Origin of the sequence: Paenibacillus zanthoxyli JH29 (genome assembly GCF_000520715.1) — a bacterium.
Taxonomy (GTDB): Bacteria; Bacillota; Bacilli; order Paenibacillales; family Paenibacillaceae; genus Paenibacillus_AQ; species Paenibacillus_AQ zanthoxyli.
Genome location: NZ_ASSD01000242.1, coordinates 1 through 16,363, shown reverse-complemented (window position 1 = coordinate 16,363; position 16,363 = coordinate 1). Strand labels below are relative to the sequence as shown.

Sequence of the window (16,363 nt, the reverse complement as noted above, 5' to 3'; positions counted from 1 at the left end):
CTGCGCCGGGGCCGCCCCTGCGGTCGCGGCCGGCTTTGCCGTTCCGGCCGCCTCCGCCAAAGCCCCCGCTGCGGCGCTCGCCCGCCGCGCGCGGCTTCATGTCGACCAGCTCGAAGTCGATCGTGTGGTCGTCCATGTTCACCTTGGCGACGCGGATCTTCACCTCGTCGCCAATACGGAACACCTTCGAGGTGCGCTCGCCGATGAGCGCCATATGACCCTCGTCGAAGTGGTAATAATCATCCGTCAGATGGCTCAGCCGGATTAACCCTTCGACGGTATTTTCCAGCTCGACGAACATACCGAAGCTGGTCACGCTGCTGACCATCGCCTCGAACTCCTCGCCGACCTTGTCCAGCATATATTCCGCTTTTTTAAGCTGGTCCGTATCCCGTTCCGCTTCCACCGCGACGCGTTCGCGCTCGGAGGACTGCTGGGCGATGTCCGGCATCCGGCTCGCCAGATATTCATGACGCTTCTCGCTGAGCGCCCCGCCGCCCTCCAGCACCTCGCGAATGACCCGGTGAATAACCAGATCGGGGTACCTCCGAATCGGTGACGTAAAGTGAGAGTAATACTCTGCCGCCAGTCCAAAGTGGCCCGTGCTCTCCGCGTCATACTTCGCCTGCTTCATGGAGCGGAGCATCATCGTACTAATAACGGTCTGCTCCTTCGTTCCCTGAATGTCCTCCAGCAGCTTTTGCAGCGCACGGGGATGCACGGAATTACCGCGCCCCTTAACGTGATAGCCAAAGTTGGCCGCAAACGCCATGAAGTTCTGCAGCTTCTCAGGGTCCGGGTCCTCGTGAATCCGGTACAGGAACGGCACCTTCAGCCAGTGAAAATGCTCGGCCACCGTCTCATTCGCCGCCAGCATGAATTCCTCGATGATCTGCTCGGCGATCGAGCGCTCTCTTTTTACGATATCAACGGCTTTGCCGTTCTCGTCAACAATGATTTTGCTTTCCTGGAAGTCGAAGTCAACGGCTCCCCGCTTCATCCGCGCATCCCGAAGCTTCATCGCAATTTCGCGCATCAGCTGAAAATCCTCAATCAGCGGAGCGTAGCGCTTCAGCAGCTCGGGCTCTTCATCCAGCAAAATTTTGCGCACATTGGTGTAGGTCATCCGTTCCTTGGTACAAATTACGCTGGTAAAAATATCATGCTTCACGACCTTCATATTTTCGTCGAATTCCATCTCGCAGGACATCGTTAGCCTGTCCACCTGCGGATTCAAAGAGCAAATGCCGTTCGACAGGCGGTGCGGCAGCATCGGAATCACCCGGTCGACAAGATAGACGCTGCACCCCCGGTCATACGCTTCCTTATCCAGCGCCGAGTTCTCGCGCACATAATAGCTGACATCGGCAATATGCACGCCAAGCTTGTAATGGCCGTTCTCCAGACGGGCGACATTAACTGCGTCATCCAAGTCTTTGGCATCTTCGCCGTCAATGGTTACAATATTCAAGCCCCGCAGGTCGCGGCGGCCCTGCTTCACAATTTCCTCTTCCGTAATGGAGTCCGGCGCGCCGTTCGCTTCTGCCATAACTTCTTCGGGAAAAGCCTCCGGCAGCTGATGCTTGCGGATGACGGACAAAATATCGACGCCGGGATCGTCTTTATGTCCCAAGATCTCGATAATCTCCCCTTCCGCCGCCGCGCGTCCTTCCGGATAGTTTACGATGCGGACCACGACCTTTTCCCCGTCAACCGCACCGTTAATTGATTCCTTTGGGATAAAAATATCGCGGTTAATCCGCTTATCATCCGGCAGCACAAAGCCGTAAGCCTCCAGATTTTGAAATACGCCAACGGTCTGCAGCACGCCCCTGCGGACGATGCGCACGACTTCACCTTCCATCCGGCCCCCGCCATGGCTTCTCGATGTCACGCGGACAAGCACGATGTCGCCGTTCATGGCGCTTTTGATATCGTTGGCATGGATGTATACGTCGGGATGCTCCCGGTCGTCGGGAATCAGGAAAGCAAAGCCCTTCGCATGAGCCTGCAGACGGCCGCGCAGCAGGTCCATCCGCTCCGGCACACCGTACCGTCCGGTACGTGTAAGAACGATCCGCCCATCCTGCTCCAGGGTGCTTAGCAGAACGTTGTACGCTTTTAGCTCCTCTTCTCCCGTAAAATGAAAATGATCAATCAGTTCCTCATAGGTCATTGGTTTATAAGCGGTTTCCCGCATAAAGTCCAGCAAATTCTCTTGTGTTATCATCTTCGTCACCTCGGCCCACCGCGGCGCAGGCCGCCGGCTGATATGTATGCTATCGTCTATAATACTTCATACCCTAGTATACACGAAATCAATCCTTGGCATCCCTTTCCGCCGATTACAAAAAAAACCCCGCTCCATCGTAAGAAGAGCGAAGGTTCCATTCGTCTGTTTTATTTAATCACAACGGCGACGATAATGGACAGGATAAAGAATCCCGCCGCGAGTCCTACCGTCACACGCTGGAGTACGAGCTCCATACCGCGCGCTTTCGTCTTACCGAACAGATGCTCAGCTCCGCCGGAGATGGCGCCCGCGAGGCCTGCGCTTTTGCCTTTTTGCAGCAGTACCACCGTAATCAGACCGATAGAAAAAATCAGAAGCAGCACTTTCAAAAAAATTTCCATTCATTCCACCTCCTACGCTAAGCATCACTATCTATAGAAAGTTAATACTCACGATTCATAAACAGCATTTTTATTTTATCATACAGCCGGGAGCAATACAACTTAATTCAACCGCAATGATCAGGCAAACCAATAGAAAAGACTGCCCCTCGATCATTTAAATGACCTGGAAGCAGTCTCTATTGCTCTAGCTATTCATAAGATTCGGGTGAAACTTATTATCTTTTCAGGTTGTAGAAGGATTTCAGACCGTTGTATTGAGCCAGTTCGCCCAGTTCGTCTTCGATGCGAAGCAGTTGGTTGTACTTGGCGATACGGTCTGTACGGGAAGGTGCGCCCGTTTTGATTTGGCCGGCGTTAGTAGCTACGGCGATATCAGCGATCGTGCTGTCTTCGGACTCACCGGAACGGTGGGATACAACAGCAGTGTAGCCTGCGCGTTTTGCCATTTCGATCGCGTCGAAGGTTTCAGTCAGCGTACCGATTTGGTTAACTTTGATCAGGATGGAGTTGCCGATGCCTTCTTCGATACCTTTGCCCAGACGCTCGGTGTTGGTTACGAACAGATCGTCGCCAACCAGTTGGATTTTGTTGCCCAATTTCTCGGTGAGCAGTTTCCAACCTTCCCAGTCGTCTTCGGAGCAGCCGTCTTCGATCGTGATGATCGGGTATTTGTCAACCCAGGAAGAGAGCAGGTCTACGAACTCTGCAGGAGTGAAGGATTTTCCTTCGCCTTCCAGGTGGTATTTGCCGTCTTTGAAGAACTCGGTGGAAGCAACGTCCATACCCAGGAATACGTCAACGCCCGGTTTGTAGCCGGCTTTTTCAATAGCTTCCATGATGGAGGACAGTGCGTCTTCGTTGGAAGTGAAGTTAGGAGCGAAACCGCCTTCGTCGCCAACCGCAGTGTTGAGGCCTTTGCCCTTCAGTACGGATTTCAGGTTGTGGAAAATTTCAGCGCCAGTGCGCAGAGCTTCTTTGAAGTTTGGTGCGCCTACAGGCAGAATCATGAACTCTTGCACGTCAACGTTGTTGTCGGCATGAGCGCCGCCGTTTACGATGTTCATCATCGGAACCGGAAGCTGCTTAGCATTGAATCCGCCAAGGTAAGTGTACAGAGGCACGTCCAGATCGTCCGCTGCAGCGCGGGCTACAGCCATGGAAACAGCCAGAATGGCGTTAGCGCCCAGTTTGCCTTTGTTATGCGTTCCGTCCAGAGCGATCATGGCTTTGTCGATGCCCAGTTGGTCCAGAGCGTCCATGCCGATCACTTCAGGAGCGATGATTTCGTTAACGTTCTTCACTGCGTTCAGAACGCCTTTGCCCAGGTAACGGGATTTGTCGTCGTCGCGAAGCTCAACAGCTTCGTGAGCGCCAGTGGAAGCGCCGGAAGGAACGATAGCGCGGCCTTTGGCGCCGGATTCCAGGTAAACGTCAACCTCTACAGTAGGATTACCGCGGGAGTCAAGTACCTCGCGTGCGTATACGTCGGAAATAATAGTCATTTGAGTTCATTCTCCTTCATTAACGAAATTTTGGTCTTGCTTAGAACTTGGCCTTGTACCGTACAGTCTTACCCTGTTACTTACGGCTGGCGATCATGGATTGTCCGGTCATTTCCGCAGGCTGCGGAATTTCCATCAGATCGAGAATCGTCGGCGCCACATCCGCAAGAATGCCGTTCTCGCGAAGCTCAACATTTTCAGCGGTCACGATGAACGGAACCGGATTGGTTGTATGCGCCGTAAACGGTTTGCCTTCTTCATCGAATACCATGTCCGCGTTGCCGTGGTCGGCAAGGATGATAGCTACCCCGCCTTTGGCCAGAACGGCGTCTACCACTTTGCCGACACATTCGTCTGTCACTTCAACCGCCTTGATCGTCGGTTCCAGTAAGCCGGAATGTCCAACCATATCGGGATTGGCGAAGTTCAGAATAATCGCATCGTGTTTATCCGCTTCGATCTCGGCTACACAGGCCGCCGCCACTTCGTAAGCGCTCATCTCAGGCTGCAGGTCATAAGTAGCGACTTTCGGGGAGTTGATGAGAATACGGGTCTCTCCCGGCAGTTCCACGTCGCGTCCGCCGCTGAAGAAGAAGGTTACGTGCGGATATTTCTCGGTCTCCGCAATGCGCAGCTGCTTCTTGTTATTCTGTACGAGCACTTCGCCAAGCGTGTTATCCAGATTCTTCGGTTCGTAGGCCACATAGCCCTGAACCGTTTCACTGAATGTAGTCAGGCAGACGAAATAAAGATCCTTCGGGAACAGCGGTCCGCGATCAAAGCCGCGGAAATCGGCGTTCGTGAACACCTGGGACAGCTGAATGGCACGGTCCGGGCGGAAGTTCAGGAACACGACGGAATCGCCGCTTTCAATAGTTGTTAACGGCTTGTCTTCACTGTCCACGATAACGCAAGGCTCAATGAATTCATCATACACGGAATTCTGGTACGAGGCTGTGATCGCCTGCAATGCGTCCGAAAATTTCGGTCCATCGCCATAAACCATGGCGCGGTACGTCTTCTCTACGCGGTCCCAGCGTTTGTCGCGGTCCATCGCGAAGTAACGTCCGGATACCGTAGCGATTTTGCCTACGCCAACTTCCTCAATCTTGGCAAGAAGAGCTTCGATGAATTTCTGACCGCTGCTTGGCGGTACGTCGCGGCCGTCCATGAAGGCGTGAATGAATACATCGTTCAGCCCTTCCTTTTTGGCCAGCTCCAGCATAGCGTACAGATGATTGATATGGCTGTGCACCCCTCCGTCGGATACCAGCGCGTACAGGTGAAGCTTTTTGCCGGTCGATTTGGCGTGTCTCACCGCTCCCACCAGCGTTTCATTCTCGAAGAAATCTCCTTCGCGAATGGATTTATCAATGCGGGTCAAGTCCTGATATACAACCCGGCCCGAACCGATGTTAAGATGTCCCACTTCGGAGTTGCCCATTTGGCCATCCGGAAGCCCTACAGCTTCTCCGGCAGCTCTAAGCGTCGTATGCGGATACTGCTTCAGGTAGCGGTCGATGTTAGGCTTCTTCGCCTGAGCAACGGCGTTGCCTTCCACGGTATCGCGCAGTCCGAAACCGTCCAGGATAATCAGTGCTACTGGTCTTGGTGCTGACATTACTTCGCCCCCTCAACAAGTTGAACGAAGGAACCCGGCTGCAGGCTTGCGCCGCCGACGAGAGCGCCGTCGATGTCGCTTTGGCCCATATATTCAGTGACGTTCTCAGGCTTCACGCTTCCGCCGTATTGAATACGGATGGCTTCGGCAGTCGCTTCGTCATACAAGTCCTTGATCAGGCTGCGGATGTAAGCGATAACCTCATTGGCATCCGCCGAAGTGGAGGATTTGCCGGTACCGATAGCCCAGATTGGCTCATAGGCGATAACGGTTTGAGCTGCCTGCTCCGCGCTGAGACCTTGGAACGCGCCTTCAGTTTGCACTTTGCAAACTTCTTTCGTTTGGTCGGCTTCACGCTCTTCGAGCTTCTCGCCTACGCATACGATTGGGGTGATGCCGTGGCGGAATGCCGCGTGCATTTTCTTGTTCACGATTTCATCCGTTTCGCCGAAATAAGCGCGGCGCTCGGAGTGGCCGAGAATGACATAATCTACACCGAGATCCTTCAGCATAACACCACTGATTTCACCCGTATAAGCGCCGTTGTCCTCGAAGTGCAGGTTCTGTGCGCCGATTTTGATGCTTGTGCCTTGAGCGGCCTTTGTCAGAGCCGGCAGATTGGTGAATGGAGCGCAGATTACCGTTTCTACGCCATCCACTTCGGCTTTGCCTTTAACTTCGGCAAAAAAGCCTTCGGCTTCCGGAACAGTCTTGAACATCTTCCAGTTCCCGGCAATAATTGGTGTTCTACTCATAGCAAAGCTTGCCTCCCTCTATCGTCTTACTTGTCGTTCAGCGCTACTACGCCAGGAAGAGCTTTGCCTTCCATGAATTCGAGCGATGCTCCGCCGCCGGTGGAGATGTGGTCCATTTGGTCGGCCAGCTTGAATTTTTCAGCTGCTGCAGCAGAGTCCCCGCCACCGATAACGGTGTATCCTTCAGTCTTCGCACAGGCTTCAGCCACCGCTTTCGTACCTTCAGCGAAAATATCGATTTCAAATACGCCCATCGGTCCATTCCATACAACCAGCTTGGAGTTCTTGATAACGTCCGCATACAATGCAGCAGTCTTCGGACCGATATCCAGTCCCATCCAGTCTGCCGGAATTTCGGAAATATCGACAGTCTTGGTGTTAGCGTCGGCGCCGAACTTATCGGCTACTACAGCGTCAACCGGCAGCAGGAAGTTCTTGCCAAGTTTTTTTGCCTTTTCGATAAAGCCAAGAGCGGTATCGATTTTCTCTTCGTCGAGCAGGGATTTTCCAACTTCGTAGCCTTGGGCCTTGGAGAACGTGTAAGACAGGCCGCCGCCGATCAGCACGTTGTCTGCCAGCGTCAGCAGGTTGTCGATAACGTCGATCTTATCTTTAACCTTCGAACCGCCGATAATCGCGGTGAAAGGACGCTCCGGATTGGACAAGGCTTTGCCCAGTACATTCAATTCCTTCTCCATCAGAAGTCCGGATACAGCCGGCAGATAATGAGCGATGCCTTCGGTCGAAGCATGCGCACGGTGCGCCGCGCCGAATGCGTCGTTGACGAACAGATCGGCCAGCTCGGCGAACTGCTTCGCAAGCTCCGGATCGTTCTTCTCTTCGCCCGGGTAGAAACGGACATTCTCAAGCACCAGAACGTCGCCGTCTTTCAGTTCGGCGATTTTTGCTTTTACCGCGTCGCCAACCGCTTCGTCCGCTTTGGCAACCGGTTTGCCGAGCAACTGGGACAGGCGCTCTGCGGCTGGAGTCAGCCGCATGGAATCGACGAATTGGCCTTTCGGACGGCCCATATGGCTCGCCAGAATGATTTTGGCTCCATTTTCGATCAAATATTTAATCGTAGGAAGCGTTTCGCGAATACGCGTATCGTCGGTAATTTTGCCGTCTTCGAGCGGCACGTTGAAATCCACGCGGACAAATACGCGTTTGCCTGTTACTTCTACATCACGGACACTCTTTTTGTTCATGACTATTTCCCTCCATACCCGAAATTGTTCCACTTTTGGAATTCTGGGCAAGCGCACAGAGTTTGCATCAAGAAGAAACGGCTGCGTCATTCTATAGGAACGGCATCCGTTTTTCCGAAAAAGCTTATATCATAGAATTAGTCGATAGCATGCTGCGATTATCTAATATTTCGGAAAAGAGCGGAAACAATAAACTGCTGTTTCCGCTCTATGGATGATGCTATATAAAATCTCGAATTATTATTTAGCCAGTTTTGCGAAGTGTTCAAGCGTACGAACGAGTTGAGCGGTGTAGGACATTTCATTGTCGTACCAAGCAACAGTCTTAACGAGTTGTTTGTCGCCAACAGTAAGTACTTTGGTTTGTGTAGCGTCGAACAGGGATCCGAAAGTCAGACCCTTGATATCGGAGGATACGATTTCGTCTTCAGTATATCCGTAAGTATCTGGATCGGAAGCTTCTTTCATTGCTGCGTTGATTTCGTCAGCAGTTACAGTTTTACCCAGAACGGTAATCAGCTCAGTCAGGGAGCCAGTAGGCACCGGTACGCGTTGAGCGGCACCGTCGAGTTTGCCTTTCAGTTCAGGAATAACCAGGCCGATTGCTTTGGCAGCGCCAGTTGTGTTAGGAACGATGTTCTCAGCAGCGGCACGAGCGCGTCTGAAGTCGCCTTTGGCATGCGGAGCGTCCAGCGTGTTTTGGTCGCCAGTGTAAGCGTGAATTGTAGTCATCAGGCCTTCAACAATGCCGAACTTGTCATTCAGGACCTTAGCCATTGGAGCCAGGCAGTTCGTTGTGCAGGAAGCGCCGGAAATAACAGTTTCGGAACCGTCAAGAATTTCGTGGTTTACGTTGTAAACGACAGTCTTCATGTCGCCTGTAGCCGGAGCGGAGATAACGACTTTTTTAGCTCCGCCTTTCAGGTGAAGCTCAGCTTTTTCTTTGGAAGTAAAGAAGCCTGTGCACTCCAGAACGATATCTACGCCCAGGTCGCCCCAAGGCAGTTCTTCAGGGTTGCGGTTAGCCAGAACCTTAACTTCTTGGCCGTTCACTTTGAAGAAGCCGTCGTGAACTTCCACGTCGCCTTGGAATTTGCCTTGCGATGTATCATATTTCAACAAGTGCGCCAGCATCTTGGCATCGGTAAGGTCATTGATCGCTACAACTTCAATTCCTTCCACATCTTGAATACGGCGGAATGCGAGGCGGCCAATACGTCCAAATCCGTTAATACCTACTTTTACAGTCATTGAATAGTTCCTCCTAAAATTCATTTTATTTATTCAAGACAAACCATAGGATTTGTCAAGACAACAATGTAAGTATGATGCAAACTAATTCTAGTGCTCGCCATAGTGCGAAGATTGCGTGGCAGCAGCGTTTTGTTCGTCAATTTGCTTGACGATTTCAGCCGCAGCGGCTTCGTCTATGACAAGTATGTCCTCCTGGCCGAACCGTAGCACAGCGTGAATGGCTTTGGCCTTCCGCTTGCCTCCGGCTATGCCGATTACAATTTCCGTCCGCACGATATCCTCGAGGCGCAGCCCCATCGTCAGCATGGAATGCACCACTTCGCCCTGCTCGTTAAAGTAGTGACCGAAGGATTCGGCAACAGCGCCAGCGTCCTTGATCTTGGCCACAGTTCCCTCGTCCAGTCTCCGGCGGCGGGTCATTTCCAAGGCATCACCGATACCATGCACGATAATTCTCGAACGGCGGATAATCTGTACGATTTCTGAAATGTTCGGTTCATGGGCTAGAGACTGATAGGCTTCCTCACTGAGCAAATCCGGCACATGCAGCAACCTATAGTGAGCTCCAATCCGTTTGGCCATCGTCGAAGCAATAGTATTAGCCTGAAATTCAACGCTCTCTCCGAGGCCCCCGCGAGCTGGCACAATCAAGGCACCCCGGTAGGATACAGATAGAGGAGCGGTAATCTGCTCGGCCAATTCGTACAGCGTCGAGCCACCGGTGACAGCAACCGTATCATCTGCATACAGCACGCTGAGAAGCGCTTTCGCTCCAGCCCTCCCAAGCTCTCTCTTGGCAAATGTCGATGCTTCGCAATCGCCCGGAACCACGATGACTTTCTTCAAACCGTAACTCAAACGAATTTTCTCTTCCAGGTCATCCAAGCCAAACAGGCTCTTGGCCACAGGTTCCAGCAAGTCAAGCAGTTTCCTTCCGGTATCGCTGATTCGCATGCCAACACTCTCGATCTCGATGAGCCCCTGTGATTTCAGCAGGTCCGTTTCCGCGCGCAGCACCCGTTCGGTCATATCAAGCGATGCGGCGAGTGTTCTGCGGCCGATAATATCGGATAACTGGATCTGATGAAGAATCGTATACCGTCGTTTGAGGGTTTCCATGAGATCAGGCAGAAGCTGCTTTTGGATTTCTAATAGGTCACGCATGCTTTCACTCCTGCAACTTCGTCTTTCTCTTCTAGCCCCTTCTCTATGGTCTTAAAACGTCCCGGGATAACTTTTTAAGTCCCACTAAGTATTCTACCCAAATATTCCCCTGAACGCAAGGGCTCCGAAAGTAGAATTCGCACCCTCTTTTCTTCTTATACATGAACCTGCAGCAATCGGCGGCGAAGATCCGCTTTCTATGACCTATATGATTAATAAGAGTTGCATTAGTCGAAATTTTATATTATAATAATTTCTGTTGCGCCCGTGGTCCAATGGATATGACGTAGGCCTCCGAAGCCTGAGATCCAAGTTCGATTCTTGGCGGGCGCGCCACATTATTTGATTAACCAAACCTTGATTATTTAACACAGAGCGCCATGGATTGGCGCTTTTTTTTATGACCGATTTGACTTTCTTTGACTTTCTTTGACTTTTCGTTTGACTTTCTTTGACTTTTTGTTTGAATTTGTTTATCATGTGGGTAATACGGTAACAGTTAAGAAGAAATGCTCTAACGAAATCCATTTTTGAAGATCTAATTTAAGGAGGTTTTCCACGTGAGTTATATTCCTATGGTCGTAGAACAAAGCAGCCGAGGCGAGCGGGCTTATGACATCTATTCCCGCCTGTTGAAGGACCGCATCATTTTCCTTGGAACTGAGGTTAATGACGTGGTAGCCAATTCCATCATCGCACAAATGCTCTTCCTGGCCGCCGAGGACCCGGAAAAAGATATTTCTTTGTACATTAACAGCCCGGGCGGGTCCATCACTGCCGGCATGGCGATTTTTGATACGATGCAGTACATCAAGCCGGATGTCTCCACGATCTGCGTCGGACTTGCCGCTTCCATGGGCGCCTTCCTGCTTAACGCAGGAGCGAAGGGCAAGCGCTATGCGCTGCCGAACAGCGAGATTATGATTCACCAGCCGCTGGGCGGTGCTCAAGGGCAGGCTACGGATATTGAAATTCGTGCCCGCCGCATCCTGAAAATGCGCGATAAGCTGAACCGTATTTTGGCAGAACGCACCGGTCAGCCGCTTGAGCGCATCGAGAAGGACACGGACCGCGACTACTTCATGAGTGCCGCGGATGCCGCCGAATACGGCCTCGTTGATAAAGTTATCGAAAAACCGCAGTCTGTCAGCGTGTAACATAACCGGTAAACCTTCACAAACACGTAAAACACCCCTTGCCCACGATCGTGAGCAAGGGGTGTTTGTGTTCGTTCTTAGGTTCACTTCAGATTGCCATATCCAAGATTATGCAGCCGCTCGGCAATGATACGGTACCCTTTTCCGTTAGGATGGAGATTATCGATAGACAGCAGTTCCCGCTCATGTCCGGCAAACGCTCCGTAAATATCGGCAAAGCCGCACACCCGGCTATTATACTGAGCCATTTGGCGGTTGAACTGCCGCACCCATCCCGAAGCCTCTGCCATCTGAGGATACGGATTGTATAATCCGACGATCCGGATAATGAAAGGCTTGCCCGCCCCGGCCTTCGCCTGATAAATCTGCCCCATGATGCCGGCAAAATGCTGCCGGGATTCCTGCAGGGCAGTCTGGAAAATGGAAGATGACGGGTTAGCGCGTCCAGCAGCCGTTTTGGCGGCATGGATCAAATCATTGCCCCCGATCGAAATAGTGATAATATCCGCCTCGCGAAGCGGCTGGCGAAACATCGGGTTATACCGGACACGCTGCTCCAGTTCGGCTGTAGTCAAGCCGTTAATCCCCAGATTCGTATAGGCGACAAAATTACGGAGCGAAACCTCAGACATCCGCCTATACACGGGAACAAAGCCGCTGCCGGGCATCGCTCCGAATCCGGTCGTCAGCGAATCGCCGATCGCCGTATAGTTGTAAACCATGACACTCCCCCCTCTCGCGCTGTACAGCTCGGTCACCATTCAGCATATGAATGGCATGGGGGGCGCGCAACGGGGAAATATCCGGTATCCGAAGACTATTTTATGCCGGCGAACGGGCTGCTTCCATTCGGAAGCAGTTCTTTAAAGGTGAAGGTGAACTCCGGGAAGCCCTCGGCGTATGGCGTATATTCATATAACTGAAAGAAGAGCACGACCCGGCCATCTTTAAGATAGAAATATTTCTCGGTATTCAGGCCATTAAAGCCGCCGAAATAACCTGCATCCGCCTTGAGCTGCTTGCCGATCTTCTCGTTGAGCAGCTTTTTATAGTTCGGATTGGCTCCGAACAAATCGCCGAGCAGTAGACGCTTGCCGTCCTTGAGCGAGAAAGTAAACGCCTGGCGCAGCGTCATTCCGTGGGCACCTCCGGTATAGCCGTATTGGCTCATGACCAGGCTAAGTACGCCATTCTGGTTATAGGTCACCACGTAATTCGAGTCGAATTCGTACGGACGGTCCTGTTCGTTTTTTTCGGCAATCGCCTGTCCGGCGTCGGCTGCAAAGCTCATGGCTGTCTTTTTTAGCGTATCATTGATGCTCTGCTGCGCAGATGCGCTCGCGAGTCCTAAAATTTGGGGGTAATCCAGTTTAATGGCCGCACCGTCCGTCTCCTTGGCGTATGTCTCCGTCATTACCGTCAGCGCGTTCAGCGGCCTGTTCATTATGTTCAACCTGCCGGATGATGCGTTAAAGTCTCCACGGTAGCCCAAATAGTCGCTGAGCAGACCGAATGGAACATAGAAATGATTATTAAAATTGCGGCCTTCATACTCACTGATGTAATAGCCGTTAACTGCCAGAGAAATTCCGTAATCAGAGACCATCAGCTTCGATTGGCGGACTCCCTGCCCGATCGTGTAGGTATTTTCCGCCTTGTTATAAGTGATCGGCATGCCCAGTACATTCTTCAGAAATGTTATTGGAATCCATACTCTTCCCTCCCGGTAAATGCCCTGCTGTGGGGTAACGGTTCCGTTCGATTTCAAGGTAATTAGCGTATATCCGGCCTGTGTCTTAACCGGTGCCGCCAAGCCCGTTCCTTCAGGAAGAAGCGTCCCTCCCAGCAGCATTCCGAGTGCGATCATTCCGGCTCCCCATTTGCGTGCAAGTCTGCTCTTCATTGCATGTAACTTCCTTTCCGCTCTCGGTTCTCTGCCCCCAAGCTTGCGTGTAAAAACCTCTCTGCATTCATCTTTGAGCACGCATCCCTGCTAGTTTAATTGATAGATAACGCTAAGCTGCGTCGTAATCTTTACCTCTCCCGGCTGGACTGCGGTACCGGCTGCGCTGTCAGCGGCGCTGTACATAGCTTTGGCGCTCTCCTCACGAAATACCGGGTTTATGCCTCCGTCGTTCTGGCTGACGGTCAGCACCTGTCCGAGCGTTCTCTTGGCAGCTTTGGCAATCGCGGCCGCTTTCACGTCGGCGTTGGCCATCGCTTTTTCAATGACTTGCGCTTCAAAGGCCGAGGTGTCCTCCACCGCAAAAAGGGCGTTGCCGATATTGTTCGCGCCTGCTTCGGATGCCGCGTCCAGCAGCGCTCCCACCTTGGCCAGATCGCGATAGGCAACCCGCAGAACATGATGCGCGTTATAACCTTTAACCTGCTGCCCCTCTTTTTCGTTATACGTGTAATTCGGCTGAACGTAGAACTCCGCAGTTTGGATGTCCTTCTCATTAATGCTCCACGTATTCTTAAGCAGCGCCGTCAATTTTTGAATTTTCGTTCCATTGGTCTTCTGGGCTTCCTGGGCGGTTGGAGCTGATGTATCGACTCCGATCGACAGATAGACGATATCCGGCTTCATCGACAATTCTCCCTTTCCTACGACACTGACTGTATTTTTCTGCACCTCTTCAGCGTAGGCTTTCTGGGGCTTATCCAATGAACCGCTCAGCGTCATCCCTCCTACCATTAAGCTTCCCGCAACAAACACCGCCACGGCTGGCTTGATCCATCCCATCATTTGGTCCATCCTCCTCTATAGATTTTGCATGATGATCAATCTACCTTCTAGACGGGCCAGCATGGTAAATGTTGCATCGGTACACAATATAAAAAAGCCCCGAAGGGCTTTTTGAAATTCAAAAAAGTATAAGCTCACTCTTATCTTTGACCTATATTTCGACGAGAAACGGATACCATCCTCAGAGAGGACAGCATCCGTTTCTTCTTGGCCATACCATAAATAGGGCTGTGCTGCGGATATTGTTATTGATTCTCCAGCTCTTCCTTGCTGACAAGACTCGTCAGAGCGGTTACGGCCTGATCGGCGTCCGCGCCTTCTGCGCTGATATAAATCTCCGTGCCGGAGCTGATTGCAAGGCTCATAATCCCCATGATGCTTTTGGCGTTAACTTTTTTATCGTCTTTTTCAACGAAAATCTCTGATGAGAACTTGTTCGCTTCCTGTACGAACAGTGCTGCCGGCCGAGCATGGAGACCCGTCTTTAACCGGACGACTACCGGGTGCTTTGTCATGAAACGCTTACCCCCTAATTAAGATGTGCCCAAAAATTTCACAGTAAATTTTATCATATTATATCATTATAACCTAAACGACACTAGAAAAAAATATCATTCGCCGCGCAGCTTCTCCGCCAGCTCGTCGATTTTACGGAGCCGGTGGTTAACGCCGGACTTACTGACGTTTCCCTTTAGCATCTCGCCGACTTCCTTCAGATTGATATCGGGATGAGCAAGCCGGACTTCCGCTACTTCCCGCAGCTTGTCTGGCAGGTTGTCCAGGCCGATTTCTTTCTCCAGAAACTTGATATTCTCAATCTGACGTACCGCCGCACTGATTGTTTTGTTAAGATTGGCGGTCTCGCAGTTGACGATCCGGTTGACGGAATTCCGCATATCCCGCATAATCCGGACATCTTCAAATTTGAACAGCGCCTGATGGGCGCCGATCAGATTCAGGAACTCGATGATCTTCTCGCCTTCCTTGATGTACAGGATGAACCCCTTCTTGCGCTCAATGCAGCGTGCGTTAAGATGGAACTCCCCCGCCAGTTCAACCAAAGCTTTGCAATGCTCCTCATACATGGAGGCGATCTCCAGATGGTAAGACGAGCCTTCCGGATTGTTCACTGACCCCCCCGCCATGAAAGCGCCTCGCAGGTATGCGCGTTTGCAGCAGTTCTTACGGACAATGCTTTTGTCAATTCCGTCTGTAAATACGAAGCCCTCCGAGACGATTTTGAGATCTTTCAGAATCTCCTCAACGCCAGCGGGGATTCGGACGATATATACGTTATTTTTCTTCAAACGCATTTTTTTACGCACGAGAAGCTCCGTATGAGCGTGGTAATATTTCTTAAGCAAGGAATAAATCCGCCTTGCAATCGCGGCATTCTCCGTTGAGATGTCGAGAACAATCCTTTTGTTAGAAAGCTGCACCGATCCGTTCATCCGAATCAACGCCGACATTTCCGCCTTCTCGCAGCAGGGCCCGCTCTCGACCATCGTCAGTTCTTTTTTGGTTAGTGCCGCAAAAGACAAGGTTCTCACCTCTTTCGTGTTATCCAATCCTGAACCAGCTGATAAATGTGATGGCTCAGCTTATCCGTATCATGCCGCAAATAGGTGCGGAATAAAACCAGCTTGTCGGCAATCAGCTTATAGCGCTGATCTTCTATGGCTTTCATGTCCAGCTCGACCGGGCGCGCGCCCTGTTCGGCGTATTTGCGCTGCACTTCGGGCGGAACTTCACCATTATTAACGATGACATAATCGAACAAGTGCATTCCGATATGATCGTACACCGCCTGCAAATGGTCGCTTACCGTGTAGCCGTCGGTTTCCCCCGGCTGGGTCATCACGTTGCAGATAAACATCTTGACCGCACTGGAGGCGACAACCGCCTGCGCCAGCTTCGGTACAAGCAGATTCGGCAGAATGCTGGTATACAGGCTGCCTGGACCGAGCAGTATCGCATCGGCAGACCTGATTGCCTTCAGCGCCTCAGGCAGCGGCTCAACATCGGGCGGCTCCAGATAGACCCGCTTGATCCTGCCGCCGGCTTCCGGAATTTTGGATTCTCCGGTCACGATGCGGCCATCCGTCATTTCCGCATTCAGCACCACCGCTTCCCCGGCTGCCGGAAGCACCCTTCCCCTTACGGCGAATACCCGGCTCAGCTCGCGGACGGCTGTGACGAAATCGCCCGATATATCGGTAAGCGCGGCTAAGATCAGATTGCCGAGACTGTGTCCGGCAAGACCCTCCCCGCTGCTGAAGCGATACCTCATAATGTCCGCCATCAACGGCTCCACAT

The 16,363-nt window shown here is 51.9% G+C and carries 15 protein-coding genes and 1 tRNA gene; 2 read left to right on the top strand and 14 right to left on the bottom strand.

Annotation, left to right across the window (positions count from 1 at the left end; translation table 11 throughout):
* The 8 genes from rnr to L691_RS0108995 form a co-directional block, all read right to left on the bottom strand.
* Positions 1–2,230 (bottom strand): ribonuclease R (gene rnr, locus L691_RS0109030; RefSeq protein WP_025690102.1); only part of this gene is annotated, 2,230 nt, incomplete at its 3' end.
* A gap of 170 nt (positions 2,231–2,400) precedes the next feature.
* Positions 2,401–2,634: a preprotein translocase subunit SecG gene (secG, locus tag L691_RS0109025; RefSeq protein WP_025690100.1), complete on the bottom strand. Its 234-nt coding sequence runs from the start codon at positions 2,632–2,634 to the stop codon at positions 2,401–2,403.
* 218 nt (positions 2,635–2,852) lie between these two features.
* Positions 2,853–4,139, bottom strand: coding sequence for a phosphopyruvate hydratase (eno, locus tag L691_RS0109020; protein ID WP_025690098.1), 1,287 nt, complete (start codon positions 4,137–4,139; stop codon positions 2,853–2,855).
* A 76-nt stretch (positions 4,140–4,215) separates the two neighbouring features.
* Positions 4,216–5,760: a 2,3-bisphosphoglycerate-independent phosphoglycerate mutase gene (gene gpmI / locus L691_RS0109015; protein ID WP_025690097.1), complete on the bottom strand. Its 1,545-nt coding sequence runs from the start codon at positions 5,758–5,760 to the stop codon at positions 4,216–4,218.
* Positions 5,760–6,515, bottom strand: a complete 756-nt coding sequence (tpiA, locus tag L691_RS0109010) for a triose-phosphate isomerase (RefSeq protein WP_025690096.1) — start codon at positions 6,513–6,515, stop codon at positions 5,760–5,762. Before tpiA ends, gpmI begins: the two co-directional genes overlap by 1 nt.
* Positions 6,516–6,541: 26 nt before the next feature.
* Positions 6,542–7,723, bottom strand: coding sequence for a phosphoglycerate kinase (locus L691_RS0109005; RefSeq protein WP_025690095.1), 1,182 nt, complete (start codon positions 7,721–7,723; stop codon positions 6,542–6,544).
* A 240-nt stretch (positions 7,724–7,963) separates the two neighbouring features.
* Positions 7,964–8,974 (bottom strand): type I glyceraldehyde-3-phosphate dehydrogenase, encoded by a 1,011-nt coding sequence (gene gap, locus L691_RS0109000; RefSeq protein WP_025690093.1) that lies wholly within the window; start codon positions 8,972–8,974, stop codon positions 7,964–7,966.
* A gap of 90 nt (positions 8,975–9,064) precedes the next feature.
* Entirely contained in the window at positions 9,065–10,141 is a 1,077-nt protein-coding gene (locus tag L691_RS0108995) for a sugar-binding transcriptional regulator (protein WP_025690092.1), read from the bottom strand.
* A gap of 261 nt (positions 10,142–10,402) precedes the next feature.
* Here L691_RS0108995 and L691_RS0108990 point away from each other — a divergent pair.
* Together L691_RS0108990 and clpP are read left to right on the top strand one after the other, a co-directional pair.
* Positions 10,403–10,477: transfer RNA gene (locus L691_RS0108990), tRNA-Arg, on the top strand.
* A gap of 224 nt (positions 10,478–10,701) precedes the next feature.
* Complete coding sequence (gene clpP / locus L691_RS0108985) at positions 10,702–11,298, top strand: ATP-dependent Clp endopeptidase proteolytic subunit ClpP (protein WP_025690091.1); 597 nt, start codon at positions 10,702–10,704, stop codon at positions 11,296–11,298.
* Positions 11,299–11,381: 83 nt separating this feature from the next.
* On the opposite strand, the gene L691_RS0108980 is transcribed toward clpP, so the two are convergent.
* From L691_RS0108980 to L691_RS0108955, 6 genes are all read right to left on the bottom strand, one after another.
* Positions 11,382–12,020 carry a GDSL-type esterase/lipase family protein gene (locus L691_RS0108980; protein ID WP_025690090.1) on the bottom strand — a complete coding sequence of 213 codons (639 nt, stop codon included), beginning with the start codon at positions 12,018–12,020 and terminating at the stop codon, positions 11,382–11,384.
* Between the two features lie 95 nt (positions 12,021–12,115).
* The gene (locus tag L691_RS30620; protein WP_025690088.1) at positions 12,116–13,201 is read right to left on the bottom strand and encodes a PdaC/SigV domain-containing protein; all 1,086 of its coding nucleotides are present in this window, start codon (positions 13,199–13,201) and stop codon (positions 12,116–12,118) included.
* Between the two features lie 90 nt (positions 13,202–13,291).
* Complete coding sequence (locus L691_RS0108970; protein WP_025690087.1) at positions 13,292–14,047, bottom strand: SIMPL domain-containing protein; 756 nt, start codon at positions 14,045–14,047, stop codon at positions 13,292–13,294.
* Between the two features lie 245 nt (positions 14,048–14,292).
* Positions 14,293–14,562: an HPr family phosphocarrier protein gene (locus tag L691_RS0108965; protein ID WP_025332700.1), complete on the bottom strand. Its 270-nt coding sequence runs from the start codon at positions 14,560–14,562 to the stop codon at positions 14,293–14,295.
* A gap of 96 nt (positions 14,563–14,658) precedes the next feature.
* Positions 14,659–15,588 carry a DNA-binding protein WhiA gene (whiA, locus tag L691_RS0108960; RefSeq protein ID WP_025690084.1) on the bottom strand — a complete coding sequence of 310 codons (930 nt, stop codon included), beginning with the start codon at positions 15,586–15,588 and terminating at the stop codon, positions 14,659–14,661.
* A 5-nt stretch (positions 15,589–15,593) separates the two neighbouring features.
* On the bottom strand, positions 15,594–16,363 hold a 770-nt coding region (locus L691_RS0108955; protein ID WP_025690083.1), incomplete at its 5' end, for a gluconeogenesis factor YvcK family protein.

What these genes read in the sequence shown, in the direction of transcription:
- L691_RS0108965 (WP_025332700.1), bottom strand. Translation starts at nt 14,562, where the DNA reads ATGACAAAGCACCCGGTAGTCGTCCGGTTAAAGACGGGTCTCCATGCT.
- eno (WP_025690098.1), bottom strand. Translation starts at nt 4,139, where the DNA reads ATGACTATTATTTCCGACGTATACGCACGCGAGGTACTTGACTCCCGC.
- gap (WP_025690093.1), bottom strand. Translation starts at nt 8,974, where the DNA reads ATGACTGTAAAAGTAGGTATTAACGGATTTGGACGTATTGGCCGCCTC.
- gpmI (WP_025690097.1), bottom strand. Translation starts at nt 5,760, where the DNA reads ATGTCAGCACCAAGACCAGTAGCACTGATTATCCTGGACGGTTTCGGA.
- L691_RS0108995 (WP_025690092.1), bottom strand. Translation starts at nt 10,141, where the DNA reads ATGCGTGACCTATTAGAAATCCAAAAGCAGCTTCTGCCTGATCTCATG.
- tpiA (WP_025690096.1), bottom strand. Translation starts at nt 6,515, where the DNA reads ATGAGTAGAACACCAATTATTGCCGGGAACTGGAAGATGTTCAAGACT.
- L691_RS0108980 (WP_025690090.1), bottom strand. Translation starts at nt 12,020, where the DNA reads ATGGTTTACAACTATACGGCGATCGGCGATTCGCTGACGACCGGATTC.
- L691_RS0109005 (WP_025690095.1), bottom strand. Translation starts at nt 7,723, where the DNA reads ATGAACAAAAAGAGTGTCCGTGATGTAGAAGTAACAGGCAAACGCGTA.
- secG (WP_025690100.1), bottom strand. Translation starts at nt 2,634, where the DNA reads ATGGAAATTTTTTTGAAAGTGCTGCTTCTGATTTTTTCTATCGGTCTG.
- L691_RS0108970 (WP_025690087.1), bottom strand. Translation starts at nt 14,047, where the DNA reads ATGATGGGATGGATCAAGCCAGCCGTGGCGGTGTTTGTTGCGGGAAGC.
- L691_RS30620 (WP_025690088.1), bottom strand. Translation starts at nt 13,201, where the DNA reads ATGAAGAGCAGACTTGCACGCAAATGGGGAGCCGGAATGATCGCACTC.